The following is a 20,583-nucleotide window of genomic DNA, read 5'->3' as shown; positions in this document are numbered from 1 at the left end:
GCCAGCACCCGGGCCGATGCCAGCCCCCCCTTTTCGGGTGAGCGGAGAGGCGGAGGAGGACGTTCTTGTCCGCATGCAAAAGGACTTGGAGCGGGCCTTGCAAAAGCCCATGCGCGAGCGGAAGTGGGGCATGGTGATAGACACCCGCAAGTGTGTGGGGTGCAACGCCTGCACCGTGGCTTGCGTTATGGAGAACAAGCTTCCCCCAGGGGTGGTCTACCGGCCGGTGATCGACCTCGAGGTAGGTACCTACCCCAACGTGACCCGCAAGTTCCTTCCCCGGCCCTGCATGCAGTGCGAAAACCCCCCATGCGTTCCCGTGTGCCCGGTGGGCGCCACCTGGAAGCGGGAGGACGGGATCGTGGAGATCGATTACAACGCTTGCATTGGCTGCCGCTACTGCATCACCGCCTGCCCCTATCAGGCGCGCACCTTTGACTTTGGGGAGAACTGGACGGACGGGGCTGCTCAGGGACTTCCTGGAGGGCTGGTCCTGGATGCGGCCAAGGCCTACGAGGAGCTTCCTAACTTTGAGTACGGCAAGACCTGGACCCGCGGGGAGGGGGTCGTGCCCAAGAGCCCAGTGGGAAACGCCCGCAAGTGCACCTTCTGCGCCCACCGTCTAGAAGTAGGGGAGCTTCCCATGTGCGTGACCACCTGCATCGGCCGGGCCACCTTCTTCGGCGACCTCAACGACCCAGAGAGCTTGGTTTCCCAGCTTCTGGCCAGCAACAACGCCGTGCGCTTGAAGGAAGAGCTGGGTACCGAGCCCAAAGTCTATTACCTGGTCTAAAGGTCTAGGAGGTGGGTATGGTGAGCAGGCAGACAAAGAGCTTCAACTGGACCCCGGTGCTATGGGTTCTGTGGCTGGTCCTGGCCGTGGTGGGTGGGGCAGGGATCCTCCTGCGCTTCACCACGGGACACAGGCTGGCGGCGTACACCTCCTACGTGCCTTGGGGCATGTGGGTGGCGGCCTACATCTACTTCATCGGCCTTTCGGCGGGAGCTTTCCTGCTTTCCAGCTTGGTGTACGTCTTCGGCGTGCACCGATTGGAAAGGATCGCCAAGCTGGCCCTTTATGTGGCGGCCATCACGCTGGTCATGGCCCTCATGACCATCTGGTTTGACCTGGGCCACCTGGAACGTTTCTACTACGTGTTCCTCAGGCCCCAGTTCCACTCCATGATGGCCTGGATGGTGTGGCTATACACCGCGTACTTCTTGCTCCTTCTAGGGGAGCTTTTCTTCGCCCTGAGGCGGGACATGGTCCCTCTCTCCCCCGAGCAGGTGGCGCGAGATGACCGGATCCTGCGGGTCCTGGGCACCATCGGGGTGCCCTTGGCCATCGCCTTCCATGGAGGTGTGGGGGCCCTCTTTGGCACGGTGGTGGCCCGGGAGTACTGGCACAGCCCCATCTACCCCATCCTCTTCCTCACCGGGGCCTTGGTCTCCGGCGGGGCCCTGATGACCTTCATCACCGCGGCTTTTTGGCCCAAGAAGGACACCGATTGGCGCGAGCTTCTACAGTTTTTAGGCCGCATCGTCCTAGGCCTCATCCTGTTTGACCTCCTTTTGGAGTGGGCTGAGTACTCCATCCCCATGTGGTACGGGGTGGGCAGCGAATACAAGCTTCTCACCTACGTTCTCTTTGGTCCTTACTGGTATGTCTACTGGGTGGTGCACATCCTTCTGGGGGTGGTGATTCCCGTCTACCTGCTGGCCACCCGCAGAAGCCCTGCGGCCATCGCTTTGGCTACCTTCCTGGTGGCGGTCACCTTTTTCGCCATCCGCCTCAACCTGGTCATACCCGGCCTCATCACCCCTGAGCTCAGGGGCCTGGAGCACAGCTACCAAGACCCTGTCGGTGCCATAAATCGGCTCAGCTACACGTACTTTCCCAGCCTCTTTGAGTGGCAGGTGCTAATGGGCGTAATAGCCATAGGCATCGCCCTCTTCTACCTGGGCTACAGGTACCTGCCCTTGGTGAACAAGAAGGAGGTGGCTTGATGAGGACCAAGGTCAATCGACGCGACCTGCTGAAGGCGGGCGCTTTGGCAGGAGGTGGAGCCCTTCTGGGCAAAAGCGGAGAGCGGGTTCTCCAGGCTTTGGCGCAAGGGGGGAACCCCCAGGCCCTGAAGAAGCGGGCTTACCTCCTGAGCCAGCCGGAGAACATTCTCTACACCGTCTGCCTGCAGTGCAACACGCAGTGCACCCTCAAGGTGAAGGTGCAGGACGGGGTGGTGTCCAAGATAGACGGCAACCCCTACAGCCCCATGAACCTCTTCCCCCACCTGCCCTACGAGCTCCCTCTGGTGGAGGCGGCCAAGGTGGACGCCTCTGTCTGCCCCAAGGGCCAGGCAGGGGTGGAGACCCTCTACGACCCCTACCGGGTGCGGCGGGTTCTCAAGCGGGCAGGACCCAGGGGCTCGGGGAAGTGGAAGACCATTTCCTTTGAGCAAGCCATCAAGGAGATCACCGAAGGGGGAAGGCTCTTCGCCGACATCGGCGAGGACCGGTATGTGCCCGGTTTCAAGGACGTCTTCGTTCTCAAGGACCCCGCCCTTTCCAAGGCTATGGCTGAAGACGTGGCCCAGATCCGGGCGGGGAAGATGTCAGTGGAGGAGTTCAAGGCCAAGTACAAAGACCACCTGGATGTCCTCATTGACCCGGACCATCCCGACCTGGGCCCCAAGAACAACCAGTTCGTCCTGCTGGGCGGGCGCATCAGTCCGGACCGGGAGATGATCACCAAGCGCTTCACCTTTGGGGCCCTGGGCTCGGTGAACTGGTACGGCCACACCACCATCTGCGAGCAGGCCCACCACGTGGCCTTCAAGTACGCCCTGGCCGCCTGGACGGAGAAGAACGGCAAGTACGCCTGGAAGAAGGGCCCCAACCACATGAAGCCGGACTACACCCAGGCGGAGTTCGTTATCTTCTGGGGAACCACCTACAACGAGGCCAACTTTGGCCCCACGCCCCTTTCTCCCCGGGTGTCCCAGGCTATTGTGGACGGCAAACTCAAGATCGCGGTTATAGACCCCCGGCTCAACAAGTCGGCGGCCAAGGGCTGGTGGATTCCTATCCGCCCGGGGGGGGACCTGGCCCTGGCCATGGGGATGATCCGGTGGATCCTGGAGAACAAGCGCTACGACGAGAAATTCCTTCGCCACGCCAACAAGGCTGCGGCCAAGGCGGGCGGCGAGTTGTCCTGGACCAATGCCACGTGGCTGGTGCGCACGGACAATGGGCGCTTCCTGCGGGCCTCCGAGGTGGGTATTGGCAGCGAGGACCGGTTCGTGGCTTTGGTGGGAGGGCGTCCCGTGGCCCTGGATCCCAATGACGAGGTCAACCCTGTGGTGGGGGACCTCGAGGTCCATACCACCCTCCAGGGCATTCCCGTGAAATCCGCCTTCCAGCTCCTTAAGGAGGCGGCCTTCGCCCATTCCTTGGAATTCTACGCGGAGGAGGCGGGGCTTCCTGTGGCGACCATCGCCGATCTAGCCCGGGAGTTCACCGCCCACGGAAAGAAGGCCGCCATAGATTTTTACCGGGGGCCCATCAAGTTCACCTGGGGGTACTACGCGGCCCAGGCCATCATCATCCTCAATTTCTTGATCGGCAATGTGGACCACCAGGGCGGTCTCGTGAAGGGGGGTGGCGCTTGGGACGGGAGCGGAACCAAGGAGGGCCAACCCTTCCCCGTGGACAAGATGCACCCTGGGGCCCTCACCCCCTTCGGGGTCAAGCTGAACCGTGAAGACTCGGGCCCTTACGAGAGCAGCACCCTTTTCAAGCGGGACGGCTACCCGGCCAAGCGGCCTTGGTTCCCCTACACCGATGACGTCTACCAGGAGGTCATCCCCTCCGCTTACGCTGGCTACGCTTACCCCATAAAGATCCTCTGGCTCCACTACGGCACCCCGGCCCTGGCCTCTCCCGCGGGGCACCTGCAGATCAAGATGCTCCAGGACACGGAAAAGTTCCCTCTCATCATCGCCACCGATGTGGTGATCGGGGAAACCAGCATGTACGCCGACTACATCTTCCCCGACCTTACCTACCTGGAGCGTTGGGGGAATCCCATCGGCACTAGCCCCGTGGTCCTCACCAAGATCAGCAAGTTCCGCCAACCTGTGGCCGCGCCTCTCACGGAGATCGTGGAGGTGGAGGGGGAGGAGATGCCCCTGTCCATGGAGGCCCTGGTCATCGCCGTGGCCAAGCGCTTGGGGCTTTCCGGTTTTGGCAAGGATGCCTTTGGCCCCGGCCTGCCTCTGGACCGGCCCGAGGACTGGTACCTTAAGCTCATCGCCAACCTGGCGGCGGGAGATAAGCCAGGAGACGAGGCGCCTATGGCCAGCGACGAGGAGATGGAGCTCTTCCGAAAGGCCCGGCGCCATCTGCCCAAGGCGGTCTTTGACGAGGAGCGCTGGAGGAGGGCGGTGGGGGATGAGGTCCTGTGGCGGCGGGTGGTCTACCTCCTCAACAGGGGCGGGCGTTTTGAAGCGGCGGGCAAGGAGTACAAGGACGGCTTTGCCAACCACCCCTGGGGCAACCAGCTTAACCTCTATGTGGAGCCCATCGGTTCGGGTTTCCACTCCGTTACCGGCAAGCGGCTCTCCGGCGTGCCTTTCTACCAGCGGCAGATGCACTTTGACGGTACCGAGGTGCGCTTCCCGGAGGAGTACCCCCTTATCCTCTTCACCTACAAGGAAATCTTCGGCGGCCAGTCCCGCACCGCCTCCAATTATGTGGGCCAGCTGGCCATCCACCCCGAGAACCTGGTCTATCTGAATGCCCTGGACGCCAAACGCCTGGGCCTTGTGGACGGTGACGTGGTGCGCCTACAGTCGCCCGGGTTTGACGGGGAGTTTGAGGTGGCCCCTGGGGTCAAAGCCCGGGTGGAGGGGAAGGTAAAGGTCATCCAGGGGATTGCCCCCGGTTCCGTGGCCGTATCCTGGCACTACGGCCACTGGGCCTACGGGGCCAGCGATGTGGAGATTGACGGGGTGCGCATTCCCGGCGACCCTGCCCGGGGCAAAGGGCTCGTGCCCAACCCGGCCATGGCGGTGGACGCTTACCTCAAGGACGTTTCCCTCACCGATTACATCGCCGGCGACTCGGTGTTCACGGGAACCCGGGTGCGCTTGGTGAAGGTTGGGCACGACATCACCCATGTGCCTCCCGGGGCCTACATGAGCATGGGCCCCCGTATGGCCCTCCTCAGCCCCGACGACCCCGCTCATGCCCAGGAGGTGGCGCGACGGGCCCTGGAGGTGGCCCGCCGGGGGGGGGACCTTGAGGCCCTCCGGCACCAGGTGGCTTTCCGGTTGGGCCTGGAAGGAGAAGTGTAGCGCTTTGCGTACCTCGGCTGGGAGGCCCCGGGCCTAGGCCCGGGGCCTTTCTAGACGACTGGGGGGGCGAGGAGGTACATTTGTCCCGTGGACCCCGGCGAACTCCTTTCCCTTCTCCAGCGCCGCACGGGCTTTAGCGAGGCCCACGCCGCTTTGTTGCGCGAGTTAGGGGGCGTGATGAAGCCCATCGCCTACGAGGTGGCCCTGGCTTTCTACGATTACCTGGGCCGCGACCAGGAGCTGGCGGAGATCCTCCATGCGGTTCCGGGGAGGGTGGAGAGGCTCTACGGTACCTTCGCCCGCTGGTACGGGGAGCTCTTCTCGGGGGTGTACGACCGGGCCTATGCGGAAAGAAGGCGGCGGATCGGCCTGGTGCACGCCCGCCTGGGCATCGGTCCCAAGGCCATGATCCCCGCCATGGGCATCGTCCAGGAGCTTTCCCTGGAGCACCTGCGCACAGCCCTCAGGGGCCCCGAGGTTTACAGCGCCGTGGAGGCCTTTGAGAAGGTCATCGCCATTGAGGTGGCCCTGATTGAGGAGAGCTACCTCGAGGCCCTCTCCCTGGGCCTTTCCCTGGGGCACCGGGAGCTCACCCGGGCCCTCAAGGAGGGCGCCTCGGCCCTCCTTTCCCAGGCCTAGGGTTCCTTGGCCAGGTCGTTGAAGCGCACGTGCTGGGCGTGGAACTGGAGCTCCACGGTGCCCGTGGGGCCGTTTCGCTGCTTGCCCACGATGATCTCGGCGATGCCCGCCTTCTCCGAGTGGGGGTTGTAGTACTCGTCCCGGTAGATGAACATCACGAGGTCGGCGTCCTGCTCAATGGACCCCGACTCCCTGAGGTCGGAGAGCATGGGCCGTTTGTTGGGCCTGGCCTCCACCGCCCGGGAGAGCTGGCTTAGGGCCACCACCGGTACGCCCAGCTCCCGGGCCAAGGCCTTGAGGCCCCGGGAGATGGCGGCGATCTCCTGCTGCCGGTTTTCTCCGCTTTTGCCCCCGCCGGGCCCCGACATGAGCTGCAGGTAGTCAATGACGATGAGCCCCACCCCGTGCTGGCTCTTGAGCCTCCTCGCCCGGGCGCGGAGCTCCATGAGGGTGAGGTCGGGGGTATCGTCGATGAAGATGGGGGCCTCGGAGAGGCGGCCCGCCACGTCCACCAGGCGGGAGAAGTCCCGGTCCGTGAGCTGGCCCAGCCGAACCCGGTTCATGTCAATGCGGGCCTCGGAGCACATCATGCGCAGGGTCAGCTGGGCGGCGGGCATCTCCAGGGAGTAGATCCCCACCCCCACCCCTTCCTTCAGGGCGGCGTGCTGGGCGATGGTGAGGGCGAAGGCGGTCTTGCCCATGGCCGGGCGGGCGGCGATGATGTTCAAAGACCCGGGGGAGAGGGTGCCGATGAGCTCGTCCAGCTCCTTGAAGCCGGTGCGCACCCCGGCCACCTCCCCTTTGTTTTGGAAGAGGGCCTCGATGTGCTCAAAGGTCTCGTGGACCAGCTCCCGCATGGCCCGGGCCTCGGTTTCGGTCCGGGTGAGGGCCACCTCCAGGATCCGCTTCCCCGCCTGGTCCAGGATCTCGTCCAGGCTTCCCGCCTCCTCGTAGGCCAGGCGCATGGCCTCCCCGGCCGCCTGGATGAGCTTCCTCAAGGTCCACTTCTCGGCCACGATGCGGGCGTAGTGCTCGGCGTAGGCGGCGGTGGGGGTGGCCTCGGAGAGCTGCACCAGGTAGCTCACCCCGCCCACGTCCTCCAGCTCCCCCTTGCGGGAGAGCTCCTCGGCCAGGGTTACCAGGTCCACGGGGCTCCCTTGGGCCCTCAGGGCCTGCATGGCGGCGTAGATCTTGCGGTGGGCCTCCCTATAAAAGGCCTCGGGGGAGGGGAGGAGGCCTTCCAGCTCGTCCATCACGTCGGAATCCAGGAGGATAGACCCCAGGACGCTCTGCTCGGCCTCGAGGCTATTAGGGGGGATACGGCCTTCCAAACCCATAGACCCCCCCAGGCTACGCCCGCCCCCCTTCTTTCCGCCAGGGCCCTTTCCTTGTGGGAAGGATTGGCTCTTTTCCGCCTCTCAGGGGGAGAGGGTAGGCTCTAAGGCGTGCGCTGGCTTTTTCTTCTCCTCCTTCTCTCCGCCTGCCGGGCCCAGGGCCTGCCCGGGCCCTACGCCGCCCTGGAAAGGGGGGAGGCGGGGGGCCTCCGCCAGGTGGCCCTGGGGGGCGAAGGGTATGCCCGCCTCCTGGCCGGGTGGCTTCTGGTGGGGGAGGAGGGCCTCCCCCTCGCCGAGCGGGCGGAGTACGCCTGGCGCTACGCCCTCTTCCTGGAGGGGGTTCGGGCCTCTGAGCCGGGGTGGGAGGTGGGGGCGGCCTGGCGGGTGGCGGCGCCCCTTTTGGAGGCGGCGGGGGACCCCAGGGCCTTCTCCGCCTGGGCGAGGCTTCTCCCCAGGGAGGAGGCCGTCCAGGCCCTTCTCCGCCTGGGCCAGGGGGAAAAGCTCTGGGAGGCGCTTTTTAGGGGCCGGGCCTACGAGGCCCTCCTAAAGGCCCTCCCCCAAGGGGAAAGGCCCGACCTCTCCGCCCAGGCCCTCTACCGCCTGGGGCGCTACGAGGAGGCCCTTCCCCACTACCGGGCCTGGGCGGAAAGGGACCCCAGGGGCTTCCTCGGCCTGGGCTACGCCCTCTGGCGCCTGGGAAGGCGGGAGGAGGCCCTACAGGCCTTCGCCCGCTACCCGCACCCGGAGGGCCGCTACGCCCAAGGCCGCCTCTTGGAGGAGGCAGGGAGGGTGGAGGAGGCCCTCGCCTGCTACCTGGAAAGCACCCCGGAGGGGCTCTGGCGGGCCACGGCCCTCTTGGAGCGCCTGGGAAGGAAGGAGGAGGCCCTTTCCCTGTACCTGGCCCTGACCCAGGGGGGGAGCCCCTACGCCGACGACGCCGCCCTCCGGGCCTACCTCCTCGCCGGGGAGCTGGGGAAGGGGGAGGCCAGGCGGGAGGCCTACGCCCGCCTCGAGGGAGGCCTCGGCCTCCTGGTGGGCAAGGGGCCAAGCCCGCCCCCCAGGGCCCCCGAGGCCCCTTCGCCGGAGGCGGCCCCCCTGGTGGAAGCCCTGGCCCGGGCCGGGAAGGAGGCCTGGGCCAGGGGGGAGGTGCGCTACGCCCTCTGGCGGAGGCCCGAGGAATGGCCCGCCCTGGTCCCCCTCCTCTACCGCCTGGGGGCCTACCGGGAGGGGATCCGGGCCGCCTGGCCCACGGCCCTCGCCTACCCCCGGGCCTACCGGGAGTGGGTGGAGGCCTACGCCGGGAGGGAGGGCCTGGACCCCGACCTCCTCTTCGCCCTCCTCCACGTGGAAAGCCGCTTTGACCCATGGGCGGTAAGCCCCACGGGGGCCCTGGGCCTCGGCCAGTTCCTAAGGAGCACCTGGGCCGACGTGGCCAGGATGCTTGGGGAGCCCCCCGCCGACCCCTTTGACCCGGAAAGCGCCATCCGCTACGCCGCCCGCTACCTCTCCTGGCTCATGGAGCGGTGCGCCGCCTTTACCGGCGTGGAGCGGCTCGCCTGCGCCGTCACCGCCTACAACGGCGGCATCGGCTACACCCTAAGGGGCATCGCCCGGGAGGGCGGCCTCTACGCCTTCCTCCGCTTCCAGGAAAGGGACGAGCCCCGGGAGTACTTGAGCAAGGTGCTCGCCGCTTACGCCGCCTACAAGGCTACTCCCTCGCCCCCTTGAGGCCCCGTTCCGTCCAGGCGATGAGGGGCTTGAGGGCGAAGGGGGCGAAGAGGGTGGTGAAGACCACCATGAAGAGGACGATGGCGTACTCCTCCTCGTTCACCGCCCCCGCTGAAAGGCCCAAGGCGGCCACGATGAGCCCCACCTCCCCCCGGGGGGCCATGCCCACCCCCACGGTGAGGGCGCTCCGCACTCCCTGGGTGAGGGCCCCCAGGAACCCTCCCAGGATCTTGCCCAGGATGGCGATCACCGTGACCACCGTCCCCGCCACCAGCACCGCGGGGCTCAGGAGGGCGGCAAGCTCCAGCCTTACCCCCACCATGGCGAAGAAGATGGGGGCGAGGAAGCTCTCCACGGCGAAGATGGGCTCCTCCAGGCGGTACTTCTCCCGGACCTCGGAGAGGAGCATCCCCCCCAGGAAGGCCCCCACGATGGGAGCGAGGCCGATACTGGCCGCCAGGGCCGCCATGCCCACGCCCAGGGCCAGGGCGAAGCCCAAGGGGCTTCCCACGGGGAGCCTTTCCAGGGGCAGGCGGGCCACCCAGGTGGAGAGGAGGACGGCTAGGCCCACGAAGACCACGGAGAGGACCATGAGCTTGAGGATGGCCTCCACCTCCACCTGGCCCGTCTGGGCTACCCCGTTCACCACCGCCAGGACGATGAGGCCGAGGACATCGTCTATGACCGCCGCCCCCAGGATGATGCGGGCGTAGGGGCGGGAAAGGACCCCGAGCTCCTGCAAGACCCTCGCGGTGATGCCCACGCTGGTGGCCACGAGGGCGGTGCCCAGGAAGAGGGCGGGGAGGGTTTGGAAGCCGATCTCTAGGCCATAGAAATACCCTCCCACGAAGGGGAAGGCCACCCCCAAAACGGCCACCAGGAAGGCCTCCTTCCCCACGGCCAGGATGTCCTTGAGCCGGGTTTCCAGGCCCACCATGAAGAGGAGGAAGATGGCCCCAAGCTCCGCCAGAAACTCCAGGATCTCCCCCTCGTGCACCAGGCCCAGAAGGGCGGGCCCCATCAGGACCCCCGCCAGCACCTCCCCGATGACCACGGGCTGGTTCAGGCGCCGGAAGAGGAAGGCCATGACCTGGGCCGCCAAGATAAGATAGAAAACTTCTAATAGATGCCCCGCCCCGTGCATCAGCCCCTCCCGAGGATGAGCTTGAGGAAGTCGCTCCGGGTGAGGATGCCCACCACCCGGTTTTCCGAGTCCACCACCGGGAGGTGGCGGATTTCGCTGGTGAGGAGGATTTCCAGGGCCTTGCCCAAGGGGGTTTCCGGATGGATCCGGGGGAGGTCGGTGCGCATCACCGCCTTCACGGGCGTCTTCTGATAGCGGCGGTAGATCTCCTGGAGCACCCCTTCGTCCACCCATTCCCCGAAAAGCTGCAGCGCTTCCACGTCGGAGAAGGGGACGTTCTCCGGTCTGGGCAGGAGTTCTTCCACCTGTAAAAGCCCCAGGAGGTGGCCCTCCTTGTCCACCACGGGGAAGCTCCCGTAGCGGGTTTCCAGGAGGCGCCGGGCGGCCTCCTCGAGGGTGGCCTCCGGACCGATGGTCTCGGGGTTTCGGGTCATCACCTGGGCTACCTTCATGGCCTAGAGTCTACCAGCCCCGCCATCTCCGGGCCAAGCGCGGGGCGAAGAGGAGGCCGAAGAGGAAGCCTCCCAGGTGGGCCCACCAGGCCACCCCCGGGAGGCCCAGTAGCCCCTGGAATAACTGCAGAAAGGCCCAGTACCCCAGGTAGACCGCGGCGGGGAAGGTCACGAAGAGGGGGAAGATGAAGAGGATCACGGAGACCACGTAGGCCCGGGGGAAGAGGACGTAGTAGGCGCCCAAGACGGCGGAGATGGCTCCGCTGGCCCCGATCATGGGCGTGTGGCTACCGGGGGAGAAAACCCCTTGGGCCAGGGCGGCGGCCACCCCTCCCAGGAGGTAGAAGAAGAGGAAGCGCCCGTGGCCCATCCGGTCTTCCACGTTGTCGCCGAAGACCCATAGGAACCACATGTTGGAAAGAAGGTGGAAGAATCCCCCGTGGAGGAACATGCTGGTGAGGAGGCGAAAGCCCTGCCCCAGGGGGTCTTGGAAGAAGAGGGCGGGGACGAAGCCCAGGGCCTGCACCACGGCCTCAGGGCCTACGGCCAGCTCCCAGAGGAAGGCCAAGGCGTTGGCCAAGACCAGGCCCCGCACCACCAAGGCGGGCCTGTGGGCGCGGTTTAGGTCGTAGAGGGGAAACACCTACCGCCCTCCTCCTTGGCGGTAGGGAAGGGGCACGTACTGGACGCTGGGCCTCTGGCCTTGGGCCTGGGGGTAGAGGTCCATGAGCTCGTAGACCTCCAGGGGCATCTCCGTGGAGACCCTAAGCCCCATCTCCCGGGCCTGGGCCACGTCAATGGGGTAGTCGTGGGTCCAGGTGCCCTGGGAGAGGAGGTGGGCCACCTCCTCCGCCTTTTCCTCGGGCATGTGCTTCCTGAGGAGGTTCTTCACCGTGGCCTTCACCTGCTTCAGGGCCTTCTCCGCCACGTCCGCCAGGATCAGCGTCTGGTCGTCTATCTCGGAAAGGGGCTTCTTCTCCAGGACCTTGAGGACGCTGGCCGCCGGGTACTGGCCGAGCTGGGGGTCCACGGGGCCTAAGACGGCGTTCTCGTCCATGACGATCTCGTCCGCGGCCAGGGCGATGAGGGTCCCCCCGGACATGGCGTAGTGGGGCACGAAGACCGTGACCTTGGCGGGGTGGCGCAGGAGGGCCTCGGCGATCTGCTCCGCCGCCAGGACCAGGCCCCCTGGGGTGTGGAGGATGAGGTCAATGGGCACGTTCTTGTCGGTGAGGCGGATGGCCCTCAGGACCTGCTCGGAGTCGTCAATGTTGATGAAGCGGCTGATGGGGATGCCCAGAAAGCTCAGGGCCTCCTGCCGGTGGATGAGGGTGATGACCCGGCTTTGCCGCTTCCTTTCCAGCTCGGCGATCTTCCGGGCCCTGGCTCCGAGGAGCATCTGCTGCTGGAGGTAGGGGCTCAGGGCCGAGAGAATGAAAAAGAGCCAAAAGAGCTGGAAGAAGATCTCCATATCGCCTCCAATGAGGAGTATACCGGGTCCGTGGCCTCAAGGGGAGGCCGGGGGCTTTTCCGGAAGCCGCCCCTTCCTCGAGGCCTCCCGGTAAAGGCGCTGGCCAAGCTCCGGGGCGAAGCGAATGAGGAGGGCCCCCAGGGGGATGGAGACCAGGACCAGGAGGACGGCCACCTGGGCCACCAGGGGATAGCCTTGGGCCAAGGCCAGGCTCCCCAGGACCAGGTTGAACTCCCCCCGGGGAACCAGGTAAAGGGCGCTATAGAGGCGCCGCTTCCGCCCAAGGCCCGCCCGGGCCCCGCCCAGGTGGTTGAGGGGTAGCTTGAGAATGATTCCAAGTAAAGCGAGGGCCAGGGCCCACGGGGTGAGCCCTTTGAGGAGCCCCAGGGCCTGGGCGCCCACCACCAGGAAGAAGAGGGCCACTCCCAGGTCCCGCACGGGGCCGAAAAGGTGCTCCAGCCTTTCCCGAAGCCCCAGGCTTGCGGCGATGACCCCGGAGAGAAAAGCCCCCACGCCCTCCGAGGCCCCCACGGCGTGGAAGAGGAGGGCGGTGCCCGTGGTAAAGGCGGCCCCCAGGAGGAGGACCAGCTCGTGGGAGAGGGTCTCCATGAAGCGCACCAGGAGGGGCCCCAGGAAGCGGGCGAAGAGGAGGTAGAGGAAGGCCAGGGCCACCCCCCCGAGGAAGCCGGTGGGTCCGTGTCCTCCTAAGAGGGCGAGGAGGAGGGCGACCACCAGGTCCTCGAGGACCAAGACCCCTAGGACCACCTCGCTTTCGGGGTTGGCGGCCCGGCGCAGGTCGATGATGAGCTTGACGACCACCGCGCTGGAGCTTATGTAAAGGATCCCGGCCAAAAGGGCCGCTCCCCGGGCGTCCAGGCCGGAAAGAAGCCCCAGGAGGAAACCCAAAGGCAGGGCCAAGGCGTCAAAGAGGCCCGCCCTCAGGGCCTTCCCCGAAAGGCCCCTAAGGCGGTCGGGGCCGAACTCCAGGCCCACGGAGAAGAGGAGGAGCAAGAGCCCCAAGGAGGGCAGGGGCTCCAGCTCCTCCACGGGAAGCCTCTCCCCCACCACAAGCCCCGTGAGGAGGTAGACGGGCAGGGGCGGGAAACCGAAGCGGTGCACCAGGGCCGCTCCCAGGGCCAAAAGCCCCGCGGCCAGGGCGAAAGCCTCCAGGGAGGGGTGCATCAGAGGTTCCTCTTGAAGGCTTCCACCGCTTCCCGGCTTCCCGCCACCACCAGGGTGTCCCCCACCTCCAGGACCGTTTCCATAGAGGGGTGGGGCAGGAGGGGGGCCCCGGGGCGGTCCACGGCCAGGAGGTGGACCCCGGGGGGCAGGTGGAGGTCCCCCACCCGCCTGCCTGCGAGCTTGGAACCGGGCAGGACCTTGATCCACTCGATGACCTTCTGGCCCAGCTTGCTCAGGGTGTCCCCCACCGCTTCGGGGTGGAAAAGGACGCCGGAGAGGATGGCCCCGATCTCCCGGGCCTCTTCGTCGGTGAGGTCCAGGGCCATGGTGGGCTCGTCCTCCTCCCCGGCCTCAAAGTACTGGACCTCCCGCTTCCCCGAGTGGTGGACCACGATGACCAAGCGGTCGCCGCTTTGCACGGTGATGGTGAACTTGCGGCCCACCCCGGGCAGGGCCACTTCCTCCACCTTCATGCCTTCCTCCTTTCCGGGGGGAAGCGCACGGCCAGGGTGCGCCCGGCCACCAGGGCCAGGATCCCCAGGCTCCACATGAAGAGATCTATTCCAGAAAACTTCTCGGCGAAGAGCAGAAGGAGGAGCTCCCTGAGGGCCAGGGCGATGCCCACCTCCAGAAGCACCTCCAGGCGGACCCGTTCAAACTCAAAGTACTCCACGAAGACCCGGACAAGCTCCAGGACGATGACCAGAGAAAGGACGTTGGTGATGAGGTCTTTTAGCCCTAGGCGCACCGTGGGCTCGGTGAGGGTGAGGCCCAGCTCCAAAAAGGTGCGCCCCACCCCCACGAAAAGCCCCACCAGGAGGGCCACCACCACCAGGTTGAAGACCAGGCGCGTGGCCCCCCGGTAAACCCTTAGAAGCAGGTCCTGGCGCATCTTAAAGCAGGAGGCTGAAGACCCGCTCGGCCCGCTGGTGGTGCTCCGCCTGGGGGTTTTTGAGGGCGGGGTCCAGCTCCTTGAGCACCCGGGCGTAGGCCACCACCAGCGCCCCGGCCATCTCCGGCAGGAGATTTCTCACGTCCTCGGAGACCTCCAGGTCCAAAGGGGGAAGGGCCGCCAGGGCCTCCAGCACGGGCTTGAGCTCCAGGGCGGTGTCCATCCGGCGAAACTCCCTTAGGGTTTCCTGGAGGCCCTTGGTGATGGGCAGGTCGGGCTCATAGATGAGGTCCCGCCCGTTGTACTTGGCGTTCCCCTCCGCCACCACCAGGAGGTCGTAGAGCTTGTCGCGCAGGAAGTCGGAGAGCCGTTTAAGGTCGTCCTTGTCCACGTCCAGGCCGGCGGCCAGTCGGAAGAGCTTCTCAAACTCGGCGACCTTCATCAGCATAGGTTCGCACCTCCGAATGTTGCACCGGAAGAATGGGGGTCGGGGCTATCCCTCCTGGACCGGGATCCTCACCGGGGGCTCCTCGGGGCGCTTCTCCCGAGGGATCTTTACCTCCAGCACCCCCTTGGCCAAGCGGGCCTCTATGCCCTCCTTCTTGGCGTCCTTGGGGAGGAGGTAGGCCCGGTAGACCCGGCCGTAGACGATCTCGGCGAGGTGCTTGGTGCGCTTCTCCTCCCGCTTCTCCCCTTCTATGACCAGCTGGTCCCCCTCGAGGCGCACCTCCAGGTTCTCGGGGCCAAGCCCCGGCACCTCCACCCGGAGGAGGTAGTGGTCTTCGTGCTCGGAGAGCTCGGAGAGGGGCTCCAGCACCTCTCCCGTCTCCTGGAAGGCCTTCTCCAGGGCTTCTTCCACCGCCTTGCGGAAGCGGGACCGGCCAAAGGGCCAAAGCTTCTCCAGCATGGCTCACCTCCTCGGATGCGGTTGGGACTTCTATGGCACGGGAACGCCCTTTTGGGGTACTTAGCGCACGTTCCCCGTCTCCAGCTTCCTCGCCCGGAGGTCCAGGAGGCTATACTCCCCTTCGGAGAGGTCCCCCGGCACCACCACCCAGCTCGCCCCCAGGGTCTCGTGCTTCTGGCCCTTCCCGGCCACCACCACCAGGAGGGGGTTATGGGTCTTGACCAGGTGGGCCACCTCGTGGGAGCCTTCCTCCCCCAGGCCCTTGTGGTAGGGCATGGTGTGGAAGAGGAGGATCTTGGGGTAGTCCTTGAGCTCCCAGAGGGCCTTCAGGTGGTACTCGGCCACCCAGGCGGGGTAGCGGAGGGCTTCTTTCTCCTCGGGCTCGCCGTCGTCGGTGATCTCCCCGCCGATGCCCGCCACCAAATAGGGGCCTTTCCAGAAGGTGAAGGTCTCGTGGACGTTGCGCATCTCGGGGCGGACCAGCTCCACGTTGGCCGCTTCCCGGAGGTACTCCCAGATGGGGGCATCCAGGGGGCCGGGGATGTAGGCGGTGGGCAGGTGGGCCTCCGAGAGCACACGGAAGAAGGCGGCGTAGTCGCGGCTTCCCGCCGTCTTGGGCATGAGGTTGCCCACGAGGGCGATGGCGTCTGCCCCGGTGTCGGGAGCCACCTTGACGAACCTTTCCAGGGCCTCCAGGTCCCCCATGGGGTTGGAGGTGGCCAGGATGTAGCGGATGGTCCTACGCATGCCCTACCTCCTTAACCTTCCACCTGCACCTGGATCCTCTTGGGCTTGGTGGCCTCGGCCTTAGGCACCCTCAGGTGCAGGACCCCGTGGCGGAAGCGGGCCTCCACCCGGGAGAGGTCGTAGACGCTGGGCACGTTGAAGCTCCGGGCGAAGGTGCCGTAGGGGCCCTCCAGACGGTGGTAGGCCACGCCTTCCCGCTTTTCAAAGGGCCTTTCCGCCTTCACGGAGAGCACCCCCTCCTCCGCCACCACCTCCACCTTCTCGGGCTCCACCCCCGGGAGGTAGACCAGGAGGTGAAGCCCCTCGGCGTCCTCCAGGACGTCCACCGGGGGCGCGTAGACCCTGGGCCCCTGCTGGGGGGCGCCGAGGGTCCTGGCCAACCGCTCCTGAAGTTCCTCCAGCTCCTTAAAGGGGTCAAAGCGGATCACCTTCCTCACCTCCTTTACCACCTCAAGAGCGCGGCCATGCCGCCGCGCTCAAGAAGCCTCCTTTCGGCCTCCCCCCGCACGAACTCCAGCTTGGCGGCGTACCCGGCGGCCAGCTCCGGCGCCACCAGGGCCAGGGGCTTGGCCTCGAGCCTCTCGCAAAGGCCCAGGGCCTCGGCCTCATCGGCGAAGTAGAGGCCATGGCAAGCGTAGACGCTGCCCTCCAGGTTCCAGGGAAGAACCCAAAGCTCCACCCGGCCTTCCTGCAGGCGGGCCAGGGCCTCCGGGCCGAAGGCCGCCTTAGGGTAGGCCTCCTCCAGGCTCTGGAGAAGCCTCACCTCGGCCTGGCGCTCCACCTCCTCCAAGACCGGCTCCAGGCGCTTGAGCACCTCCCCTGGGGTGGCCCCGGGGTGGGGGAGGGAGGGGAGCTCGGCCACCACCTTCTCCCGCAAGCGCTTGGGCAGGTGGCCCAGGAAGAGCTTGGTGTGCTCCTCGGGGCCCATAAGGACCAGGCGGGTGAAGCCCCGTTCCGCCCAGAGCTTTTCCAGGTCGTGGGCCAGGGTCTTGTAGAAGCGTCCTTCCCAGGCCTCGAGGCGCTTGGCGAAGAGGTCTTGGCCCGCCCCTCCCCGGGCGATGCCCCCCAGGTTGAACCGGCGGCCGGGGGCGTCCAGGGAAAGGCGGCGCCAGGCCTCGGTGTCCAGGGCCAGGAAGGCGTCCTGGACCTCGGCGACCTCCCCCAGGAAGACCTCAAAGACCCGCCACCTCTCCCGGTCCACGTAGACCACCCCGTAGCGCTCGTACTCGTCCAGGGCGTAGACCAGGGGGAGGAGGAAGGGTTCGCCCCAGTGGGCCAGGACCCCGTCGGTGAGGAGGCGGCTTTCCCTCTCGTCCACGAAGGTGGTCTTGAGGGCGCTCACCAAGGGCAGTTCCACCTGCAAGGGGTAGAGCTCCAGGCGGGCCTCGTGGGCGAAGAGGGCCAGGGTCTTGGCCTGGATGACCTCGTGCTTGAGGAGTTCCAACACCCTTTCCGCCAAGGCCTCGGGCACCCGGAGGGCCTTCATGGCGTCCTTGGCCCTAAGGGCGTAGGCCCGGCCCGCATTTTCCGGCTTGGCCGGGTTCAGGTCCACGTAGAGGGAGAGGGTAGGGGTTTTGAGGCCTTCCAGGCCTTCCTTGATGCGGCGGATTTCCTCTTTGCCAATCATAGGTTACCTCCTAGAAGGGCGATGGCCTTGCGCACCGCCTCCTGGTTGAGCCGCTCCTCCTGCCCTAGCCGGGTGAAGAGGGCCTCCAGCTCGGGGTCGGGGAAGGTGCTTTCCAGGTAGTAGCTCCGGTCAAAGCCCTCCTCGGAGAGGAGGCGGAGGAGGGCCTCAAAGCCCTCTTCCTCGGGCTTGGGAGTGGGGGGAAGGGGGGCTTTGAGGCGGCGGAGGGCCTCGGCGATGGCCTGGGCGTGGGCGCGCTCCCTTTCCGCCACCTCCAGGACCAAGGCCTTGAGATGGGGGTAGGGGATCCCCTCCGCCGCCCTTTCCGCCCGGAGGGCGTCCAGGAGCTCGTCTTGGTAAGCTTTCTGCAACACCTCCTCTACCCTCATGGCTTCCTCCTCTTAGGCCACCAGGCGCTCGGCGGTGTGGAAGGTGAGGCCCGTGGGTCCGGCCTCCACCACCACCCGGTCGCCCTCCTTGACCTCGCCCGCCAGGATCTTCTTGGCCAGGGGCGTCTCCAACTCCCGCTGGATGACCCGCTTCAAGGGCCTCGCGCCGAAGACCGGGTCGTAGCCCCTTTCCGCCAGGAAGTCCTTGGCGGCCTCGGTGAGCTCCAGGGTGATGCGCTTCTCCGCAAGACGCGACCGGAGGTAGCCGAGCTGGATCTCCACGATCTGGCGGATCTGCTCCTTGGAAAGGGGCCGGAAGACCACCACCTCGTCCAGGCGGTTCAGGAACTCGGGGCGGAAGTGCTTCTGCAGGATGGCGAAGACCTCTTCCCGGATTCGCTCGTAGGGCCAGCCTTTCTGTATGCCTTCCAGGATCAGGGGGCTTCCCAGGTTGGAGGTGAGGATGATGACGGTGTTGCGGAAGTCCACGGTGCGGCCGTGGCTGTCGGTGAGGCGGCCGTCGTCCAGGATCTGCAGGAGGATATTGAAGACGTCGGGGTGGGCCTTTTCTATCTCGTCAAAGAGGATGACTGTGTAGGGCCTCCTCCGCACCGCCTCGGTGAGCTGGCCCCCCTCCTCGTAGCCCACGTAGCCGGGCGGGGCCCCGATGAGGCGGGAGACCGCATGCTTTTCCATGTACTCCGTCATGTCAATGCGCACCATGGCCTCCTCGGTGTCAAAGAGGGTGGCGGCCAGGGTCTTGGCGAGTTCGGTCTTCCCCACCCCCGTGGGCCCCAAGAAGAGGAAGCTCCCGATGGGGCGGTTGGGGTCCTTGAGGCCGGCCCGGGCCCGGCGGATGGCGTCGGCCACCGCCCTTATGGCTTCTTCCTGGCCCACCACCCGCTTGTGAAGCTCCTCCTCGAGCCTAAGGAGCTTCTCCCTTTCCCCTTCCAGGAGCCTGGATACGGGGATCCCCGTCCAGCGGGAGACGATCTCGGCGATGTCCTCCTCGGTGACCTCGAGGCGCACGAAGCGGGCGTTCTTCAGCTTCTCGGAGAGGGCCTCCACCTCGGCCTCCAGCTTGGGAAGCTCCCCGTAGCGGAGCTCGGCGGCGCGGTTCAGGTCGTACTGGCGCTCGGCCAGCTCAATCTGCCGCCGTACCTCGTCCAGGCGGTGCTGAGCCTCCCGGAGCTTCTTTAGGACCTCCCTTTCCGCCTCCCATTCCGCCCTGAGCTTTTCTATCTCCCCGGCAAGCCCTGCGATCTCCTCCTCAATGGCCTTGAGGCGCTCCAGGGAGTCGGGGTCCTTCTCCTTCTTCAGGGCCTCCCTTTCGATCTCCAGCTGGAGCTTCTTGCGCTCTAAGGTGTCGATCTCCTCCGGGGCGCTTTCCAAGGCCATCCTTAGGCGGGCCGCCGCCTCGTCCACCAGGTCGATGGCCTTGTCGGGGAGGCGCCTTTCCGGGATGTAGCGGTGGGAGAGGACCGCCGCCGCCACCAAAGCCGGGTCGGAGATGCGCACCCCGTGGTGCACCTCGTACTTCTCCTTGATCCCCCGGAGGATGGAGATGGTCTCCTCCACGCTGGGCTCGTCCACGTAGACGGGCTGGAAGCGGCGCTCCAGGGCGGGGTCCTTCTCAATCTCCCGGTACTCGTCCAGGGTGGTGGCCCCGATGAGCCTGAGCTCCCCCCGGGCGAGGGGAGGCTTGAGCATGTTGCCGGCGTCCACGGCCCCTTCCGCCTTGCCCGCCCCCACCACGGTGTGGAGCTCGTCAATGAAGAGGATGATCTCCCCTTGGCTGCCCACCACCTCCTGGATCACCGCCTTCAGGCGCTCCTCAAACTCGCCCCGGTATTTGGCCCCGGCCAGGAGGGAGCCCATCTGTAAGGAGACGATGCGCTTGCCCTTGAGGCCCTCGGGCACGTCCCCCTTGACGATGCGCTGGGCCAGGCCCTCCACGATGGCCGTCTTGCCCACCCCGGGCTCGCCGATGAGGACCGGGTTGTTCTTGGTGCGCCGGAGGAGGATCTGGATGGCGCGGCGGATCTCCTCGTCCCGCCCGATCACCGGGTCCAGCTTGCCCTCGGCGGCCAGCTTGGTCAGGTCAATGCCGTACTGCTCCAAGGCGTTGTAGGTGCCCTCTGCGTGTTCCGTTTGCACGTTTTTCCCTCCCCTCAGTTCCCAAAGGGCCTTCTTTAGGGCTTCCAGTCCGGGTAGCCCCGGGGTGGCCTCCCCCAGGGCCAGGACCAGGGTGTCCAGGGCCACGAACCGGTCCCTTAGCTCCTCCATGAGGGCCTCGGCCCGGTTCAGGGCCCCGGAAAGCCGGGGGGTGAGGTACTGGCCCACCTCGGCCCCCTCCACCCGGGGCAGACGGGCGAGCTCCTTCTCCTGGAGCTCCCTGAGGGCTTTGGGATCGGCCCCGGCCTTTTCCAAAAGGCGCCAGGCCAGGCCCCCAGGTTCCTTGAGGAGCACCCGCCACAGGTGGGGCAGGTCTATGGCCTGGTGCTTCATCTCCCGGGCCAGGACCTGGGCCTGGGCCAGGGCTTCCCGCGCGGCTTGGGTCCAGCGTTCCAGGTTCATACCCTCCTGCCCTCCTTTGCTATCACTAGCATATCTCTTGACAAAGATATTGTCAAGAGATATGAAGGAAGAAAACCCAAAACGCCCAGGCCCGAAGGAGGAGAAGGGGAAAGGCTACCCTGATTGTAAGGGATGCGCGGGGG

The 20,583-nt window shown here is 66.3% G+C and carries 20 protein-coding genes; 5 read left to right on the top strand and 15 right to left on the bottom strand.

The annotated features are described in order from the left end of the window. The first annotated feature begins 73 nt into the window (after positions 1 to 73). The 4 genes from ACZ5RK_RS00560 to ACZ5RK_RS00545 all read left to right on the top strand — a co-directional run bounded on the left by ACZ5RK_RS00560 (position 74) and on the right by ACZ5RK_RS00545 (position 5,993). A complete protein-coding gene (locus ACZ5RK_RS00560; protein ID WP_464909284.1) occupies positions 74 to 793 on the top strand; it encodes a 4Fe-4S dicluster domain-containing protein in 720 nt (239 codons plus the stop codon). A gap of 17 nt (positions 794 to 810) precedes the next feature. After that, complete coding sequence (nrfD, locus tag ACZ5RK_RS00555; RefSeq protein WP_464909283.1) at positions 811 to 2,007, top strand: NrfD/PsrC family molybdoenzyme membrane anchor subunit; 1,197 nt, start codon at positions 811 to 813, stop codon at positions 2,005 to 2,007. Then, positions 2,007 to 5,354, top strand: a complete 3,348-nt coding sequence (locus tag ACZ5RK_RS00550; RefSeq protein WP_464909282.1) for a molybdopterin-dependent oxidoreductase — start codon at positions 2,007 to 2,009, stop codon at positions 5,352 to 5,354. The genes nrfD and ACZ5RK_RS00550 overlap by 1 nt, the downstream gene beginning before the upstream one ends. An 87-nt stretch (positions 5,355 to 5,441) precedes the next feature. Next, positions 5,442 to 5,993 (top strand): protoglobin domain-containing protein, encoded by a 552-nt coding sequence (locus tag ACZ5RK_RS00545; protein ID WP_054647041.1) that lies wholly within the window; start codon positions 5,442 to 5,444, stop codon positions 5,991 to 5,993. On the opposite strand, the gene dnaB is transcribed toward ACZ5RK_RS00545, so the two are convergent. Next, positions 5,990 to 7,324 (bottom strand): replicative DNA helicase, encoded by a 1,335-nt coding sequence (gene dnaB, locus ACZ5RK_RS00540; RefSeq protein WP_464910092.1) that lies wholly within the window; start codon positions 7,322 to 7,324, stop codon positions 5,990 to 5,992. The two genes, ACZ5RK_RS00545 and dnaB, sit on opposite strands and share 4 nt — an antisense overlap. 114 nt (positions 7,325 to 7,438) lie before the next feature. Here dnaB and ACZ5RK_RS00535 point away from each other — a divergent pair, with 114 nt between their 5' ends. Continuing rightward, positions 7,439 to 9,055: a lytic transglycosylase domain-containing protein gene (locus ACZ5RK_RS00535; RefSeq protein WP_464909281.1), complete on the top strand. Its 1,617-nt coding sequence runs from the start codon at positions 7,439 to 7,441 to the stop codon at positions 9,053 to 9,055. On the opposite strand, the gene ACZ5RK_RS00530 is transcribed toward ACZ5RK_RS00535, so the two are convergent. The 14 genes from ACZ5RK_RS00530 to clpB are packed head-to-tail and all read right to left on the bottom strand — an operon-like array spanning position 9,036 to position 20,440. Continuing rightward, positions 9,036 to 10,199 carry a cation:proton antiporter gene (locus ACZ5RK_RS00530; protein WP_464909280.1) on the bottom strand — a complete coding sequence of 388 codons (1,164 nt, stop codon included), beginning with the start codon at positions 10,197 to 10,199 and terminating at the stop codon, positions 9,036 to 9,038. The two genes, ACZ5RK_RS00535 and ACZ5RK_RS00530, sit on opposite strands and share 20 nt — an antisense overlap. Further along, entirely contained in the window at positions 10,199 to 10,651 is a 453-nt protein-coding gene (locus ACZ5RK_RS00525) for a CBS domain-containing protein (RefSeq protein ID WP_054647468.1), read from the bottom strand. The genes ACZ5RK_RS00530 and ACZ5RK_RS00525 overlap by 1 nt, the downstream gene beginning before the upstream one ends. A 10-nt stretch (positions 10,652 to 10,661) precedes the next feature. Continuing rightward, entirely contained in the window at positions 10,662 to 11,294 is a 633-nt protein-coding gene (locus tag ACZ5RK_RS00520) for a rhomboid family intramembrane serine protease (RefSeq protein WP_464909279.1), read from the bottom strand. After that, a complete protein-coding gene (locus ACZ5RK_RS00515) occupies positions 11,295 to 12,122 on the bottom strand; it encodes an SDH family Clp fold serine proteinase (protein ID WP_464909278.1) in 828 nt (275 codons plus the stop codon). Between the two features lie 36 nt (positions 12,123 to 12,158). Beyond that, on the bottom strand, positions 12,159 to 13,304 hold the full coding sequence (locus ACZ5RK_RS00510) for a cation:proton antiporter (RefSeq protein WP_464909277.1): 1,146 nt from the start codon (positions 13,302 to 13,304) through the stop codon (positions 12,159 to 12,161). Further along, positions 13,304 to 13,777, bottom strand: coding sequence for a TrkA C-terminal domain-containing protein (locus tag ACZ5RK_RS00505; protein ID WP_464909276.1), 474 nt, complete (start codon positions 13,775 to 13,777; stop codon positions 13,304 to 13,306). The genes ACZ5RK_RS00510 and ACZ5RK_RS00505 overlap by 1 nt, the downstream gene beginning before the upstream one ends. After that, entirely contained in the window at positions 13,774 to 14,196 is a 423-nt protein-coding gene (locus tag ACZ5RK_RS00500) for a phosphate-starvation-inducible PsiE family protein (protein ID WP_054647274.1), read from the bottom strand. Before ACZ5RK_RS00500 ends, ACZ5RK_RS00505 begins: the two co-directional genes overlap by 4 nt. A 1-nt stretch (position 14,197) precedes the next feature. Next, positions 14,198 to 14,644 (bottom strand): DUF1931 family protein, encoded by a 447-nt coding sequence (locus ACZ5RK_RS00495; protein ID WP_464909275.1) that lies wholly within the window; start codon positions 14,642 to 14,644, stop codon positions 14,198 to 14,200. A 45-nt stretch (positions 14,645 to 14,689) separates the two neighbouring features. After that, complete coding sequence (locus ACZ5RK_RS00490; RefSeq protein WP_054647273.1) at positions 14,690 to 15,103, bottom strand: Hsp20/alpha crystallin family protein; 414 nt, start codon at positions 15,101 to 15,103, stop codon at positions 14,690 to 14,692. A gap of 60 nt (positions 15,104 to 15,163) precedes the next feature. Then, entirely contained in the window at positions 15,164 to 15,850 is a 687-nt protein-coding gene (locus tag ACZ5RK_RS00485) for a metallophosphoesterase family protein (RefSeq protein ID WP_054647272.1), read from the bottom strand. Positions 15,851 to 15,861: 11 nt separating this feature from the next. After that, positions 15,862 to 16,278: an Hsp20/alpha crystallin family protein gene (locus ACZ5RK_RS00480; RefSeq protein WP_054647276.1), complete on the bottom strand. Its 417-nt coding sequence runs from the start codon at positions 16,276 to 16,278 to the stop codon at positions 15,862 to 15,864. Between the two features lie 14 nt (positions 16,279 to 16,292). Then, positions 16,293 to 17,477, bottom strand: coding sequence for a VLRF1 family aeRF1-type release factor (locus ACZ5RK_RS00475; RefSeq protein ID WP_464909274.1), 1,185 nt, complete (start codon positions 17,475 to 17,477; stop codon positions 16,293 to 16,295). Beyond that, on the bottom strand, positions 17,474 to 17,863 hold the full coding sequence (locus ACZ5RK_RS00470; RefSeq protein WP_054647271.1) for a ferritin family protein: 390 nt from the start codon (positions 17,861 to 17,863) through the stop codon (positions 17,474 to 17,476). Before ACZ5RK_RS00470 ends, ACZ5RK_RS00475 begins: the two co-directional genes overlap by 4 nt. 12 nt (positions 17,864 to 17,875) lie before the next feature. Continuing rightward, a complete protein-coding gene (gene clpB / locus ACZ5RK_RS00465) occupies positions 17,876 to 20,440 on the bottom strand; it encodes an ATP-dependent chaperone ClpB (protein WP_464909273.1) in 2,565 nt (854 codons plus the stop codon). Positions 20,441 to 20,583: the final 143 nt, after the last annotated feature.

The organism is Thermus kawarayensis JCM 12314, assembly GCF_055393575.1.
This window is presented reverse-complemented; position numbering and strand designations above follow the sequence as displayed.

Coding starts and splice junctions, on each gene's coding strand:
- nrfD (WP_464909283.1), top strand. CDS start 811: ATGGTGAGCAGGCAGACAAAGAGCTTCAACTGGACCCCGGTGCTATGG.
- ACZ5RK_RS00475 (WP_464909274.1), bottom strand. CDS start 17,477: ATGATTGGCAAAGAGGAAATCCGCCGCATCAAGGAAGGCCTGGAAGGC.
- ACZ5RK_RS00560 (WP_464909284.1), top strand. CDS start 74: ATGCAAAAGGACTTGGAGCGGGCCTTGCAAAAGCCCATGCGCGAGCGG.
- ACZ5RK_RS00525 (WP_054647468.1), bottom strand. CDS start 10,651: ATGAAGGTAGCCCAGGTGATGACCCGAAACCCCGAGACCATCGGTCCG.
- ACZ5RK_RS00510 (WP_464909277.1), bottom strand. CDS start 13,304: ATGCACCCCTCCCTGGAGGCTTTCGCCCTGGCCGCGGGGCTTTTGGCC.
- ACZ5RK_RS00530 (WP_464909280.1), bottom strand. CDS start 10,199: ATGCACGGGGCGGGGCATCTATTAGAAGTTTTCTATCTTATCTTGGCG.
- ACZ5RK_RS00505 (WP_464909276.1), bottom strand. CDS start 13,777: ATGAAGGTGGAGGAAGTGGCCCTGCCCGGGGTGGGCCGCAAGTTCACC.
- ACZ5RK_RS00515 (WP_464909278.1), bottom strand. CDS start 12,122: ATGGAGATCTTCTTCCAGCTCTTTTGGCTCTTTTTCATTCTCTCGGCC.
- ACZ5RK_RS00500 (WP_054647274.1), bottom strand. CDS start 14,196: ATGCGCCAGGACCTGCTTCTAAGGGTTTACCGGGGGGCCACGCGCCTG.
- ACZ5RK_RS00470 (WP_054647271.1), bottom strand. CDS start 17,863: ATGAGGGTAGAGGAGGTGTTGCAGAAAGCTTACCAAGACGAGCTCCTG.
- clpB (WP_464909273.1), bottom strand. CDS start 20,440: ATGAACCTGGAACGCTGGACCCAAGCCGCGCGGGAAGCCCTGGCCCAG.
- ACZ5RK_RS00495 (WP_464909275.1), bottom strand. CDS start 14,644: ATGCTGATGAAGGTCGCCGAGTTTGAGAAGCTCTTCCGACTGGCCGCC.
- ACZ5RK_RS00485 (WP_054647272.1), bottom strand. CDS start 15,850: ATGCGTAGGACCATCCGCTACATCCTGGCCACCTCCAACCCCATGGGG.
- ACZ5RK_RS00490 (WP_054647273.1), bottom strand. CDS start 15,103: ATGCTGGAGAAGCTTTGGCCCTTTGGCCGGTCCCGCTTCCGCAAGGCG.
- ACZ5RK_RS00550 (WP_464909282.1), top strand. CDS start 2,007: ATGAGGACCAAGGTCAATCGACGCGACCTGCTGAAGGCGGGCGCTTTG.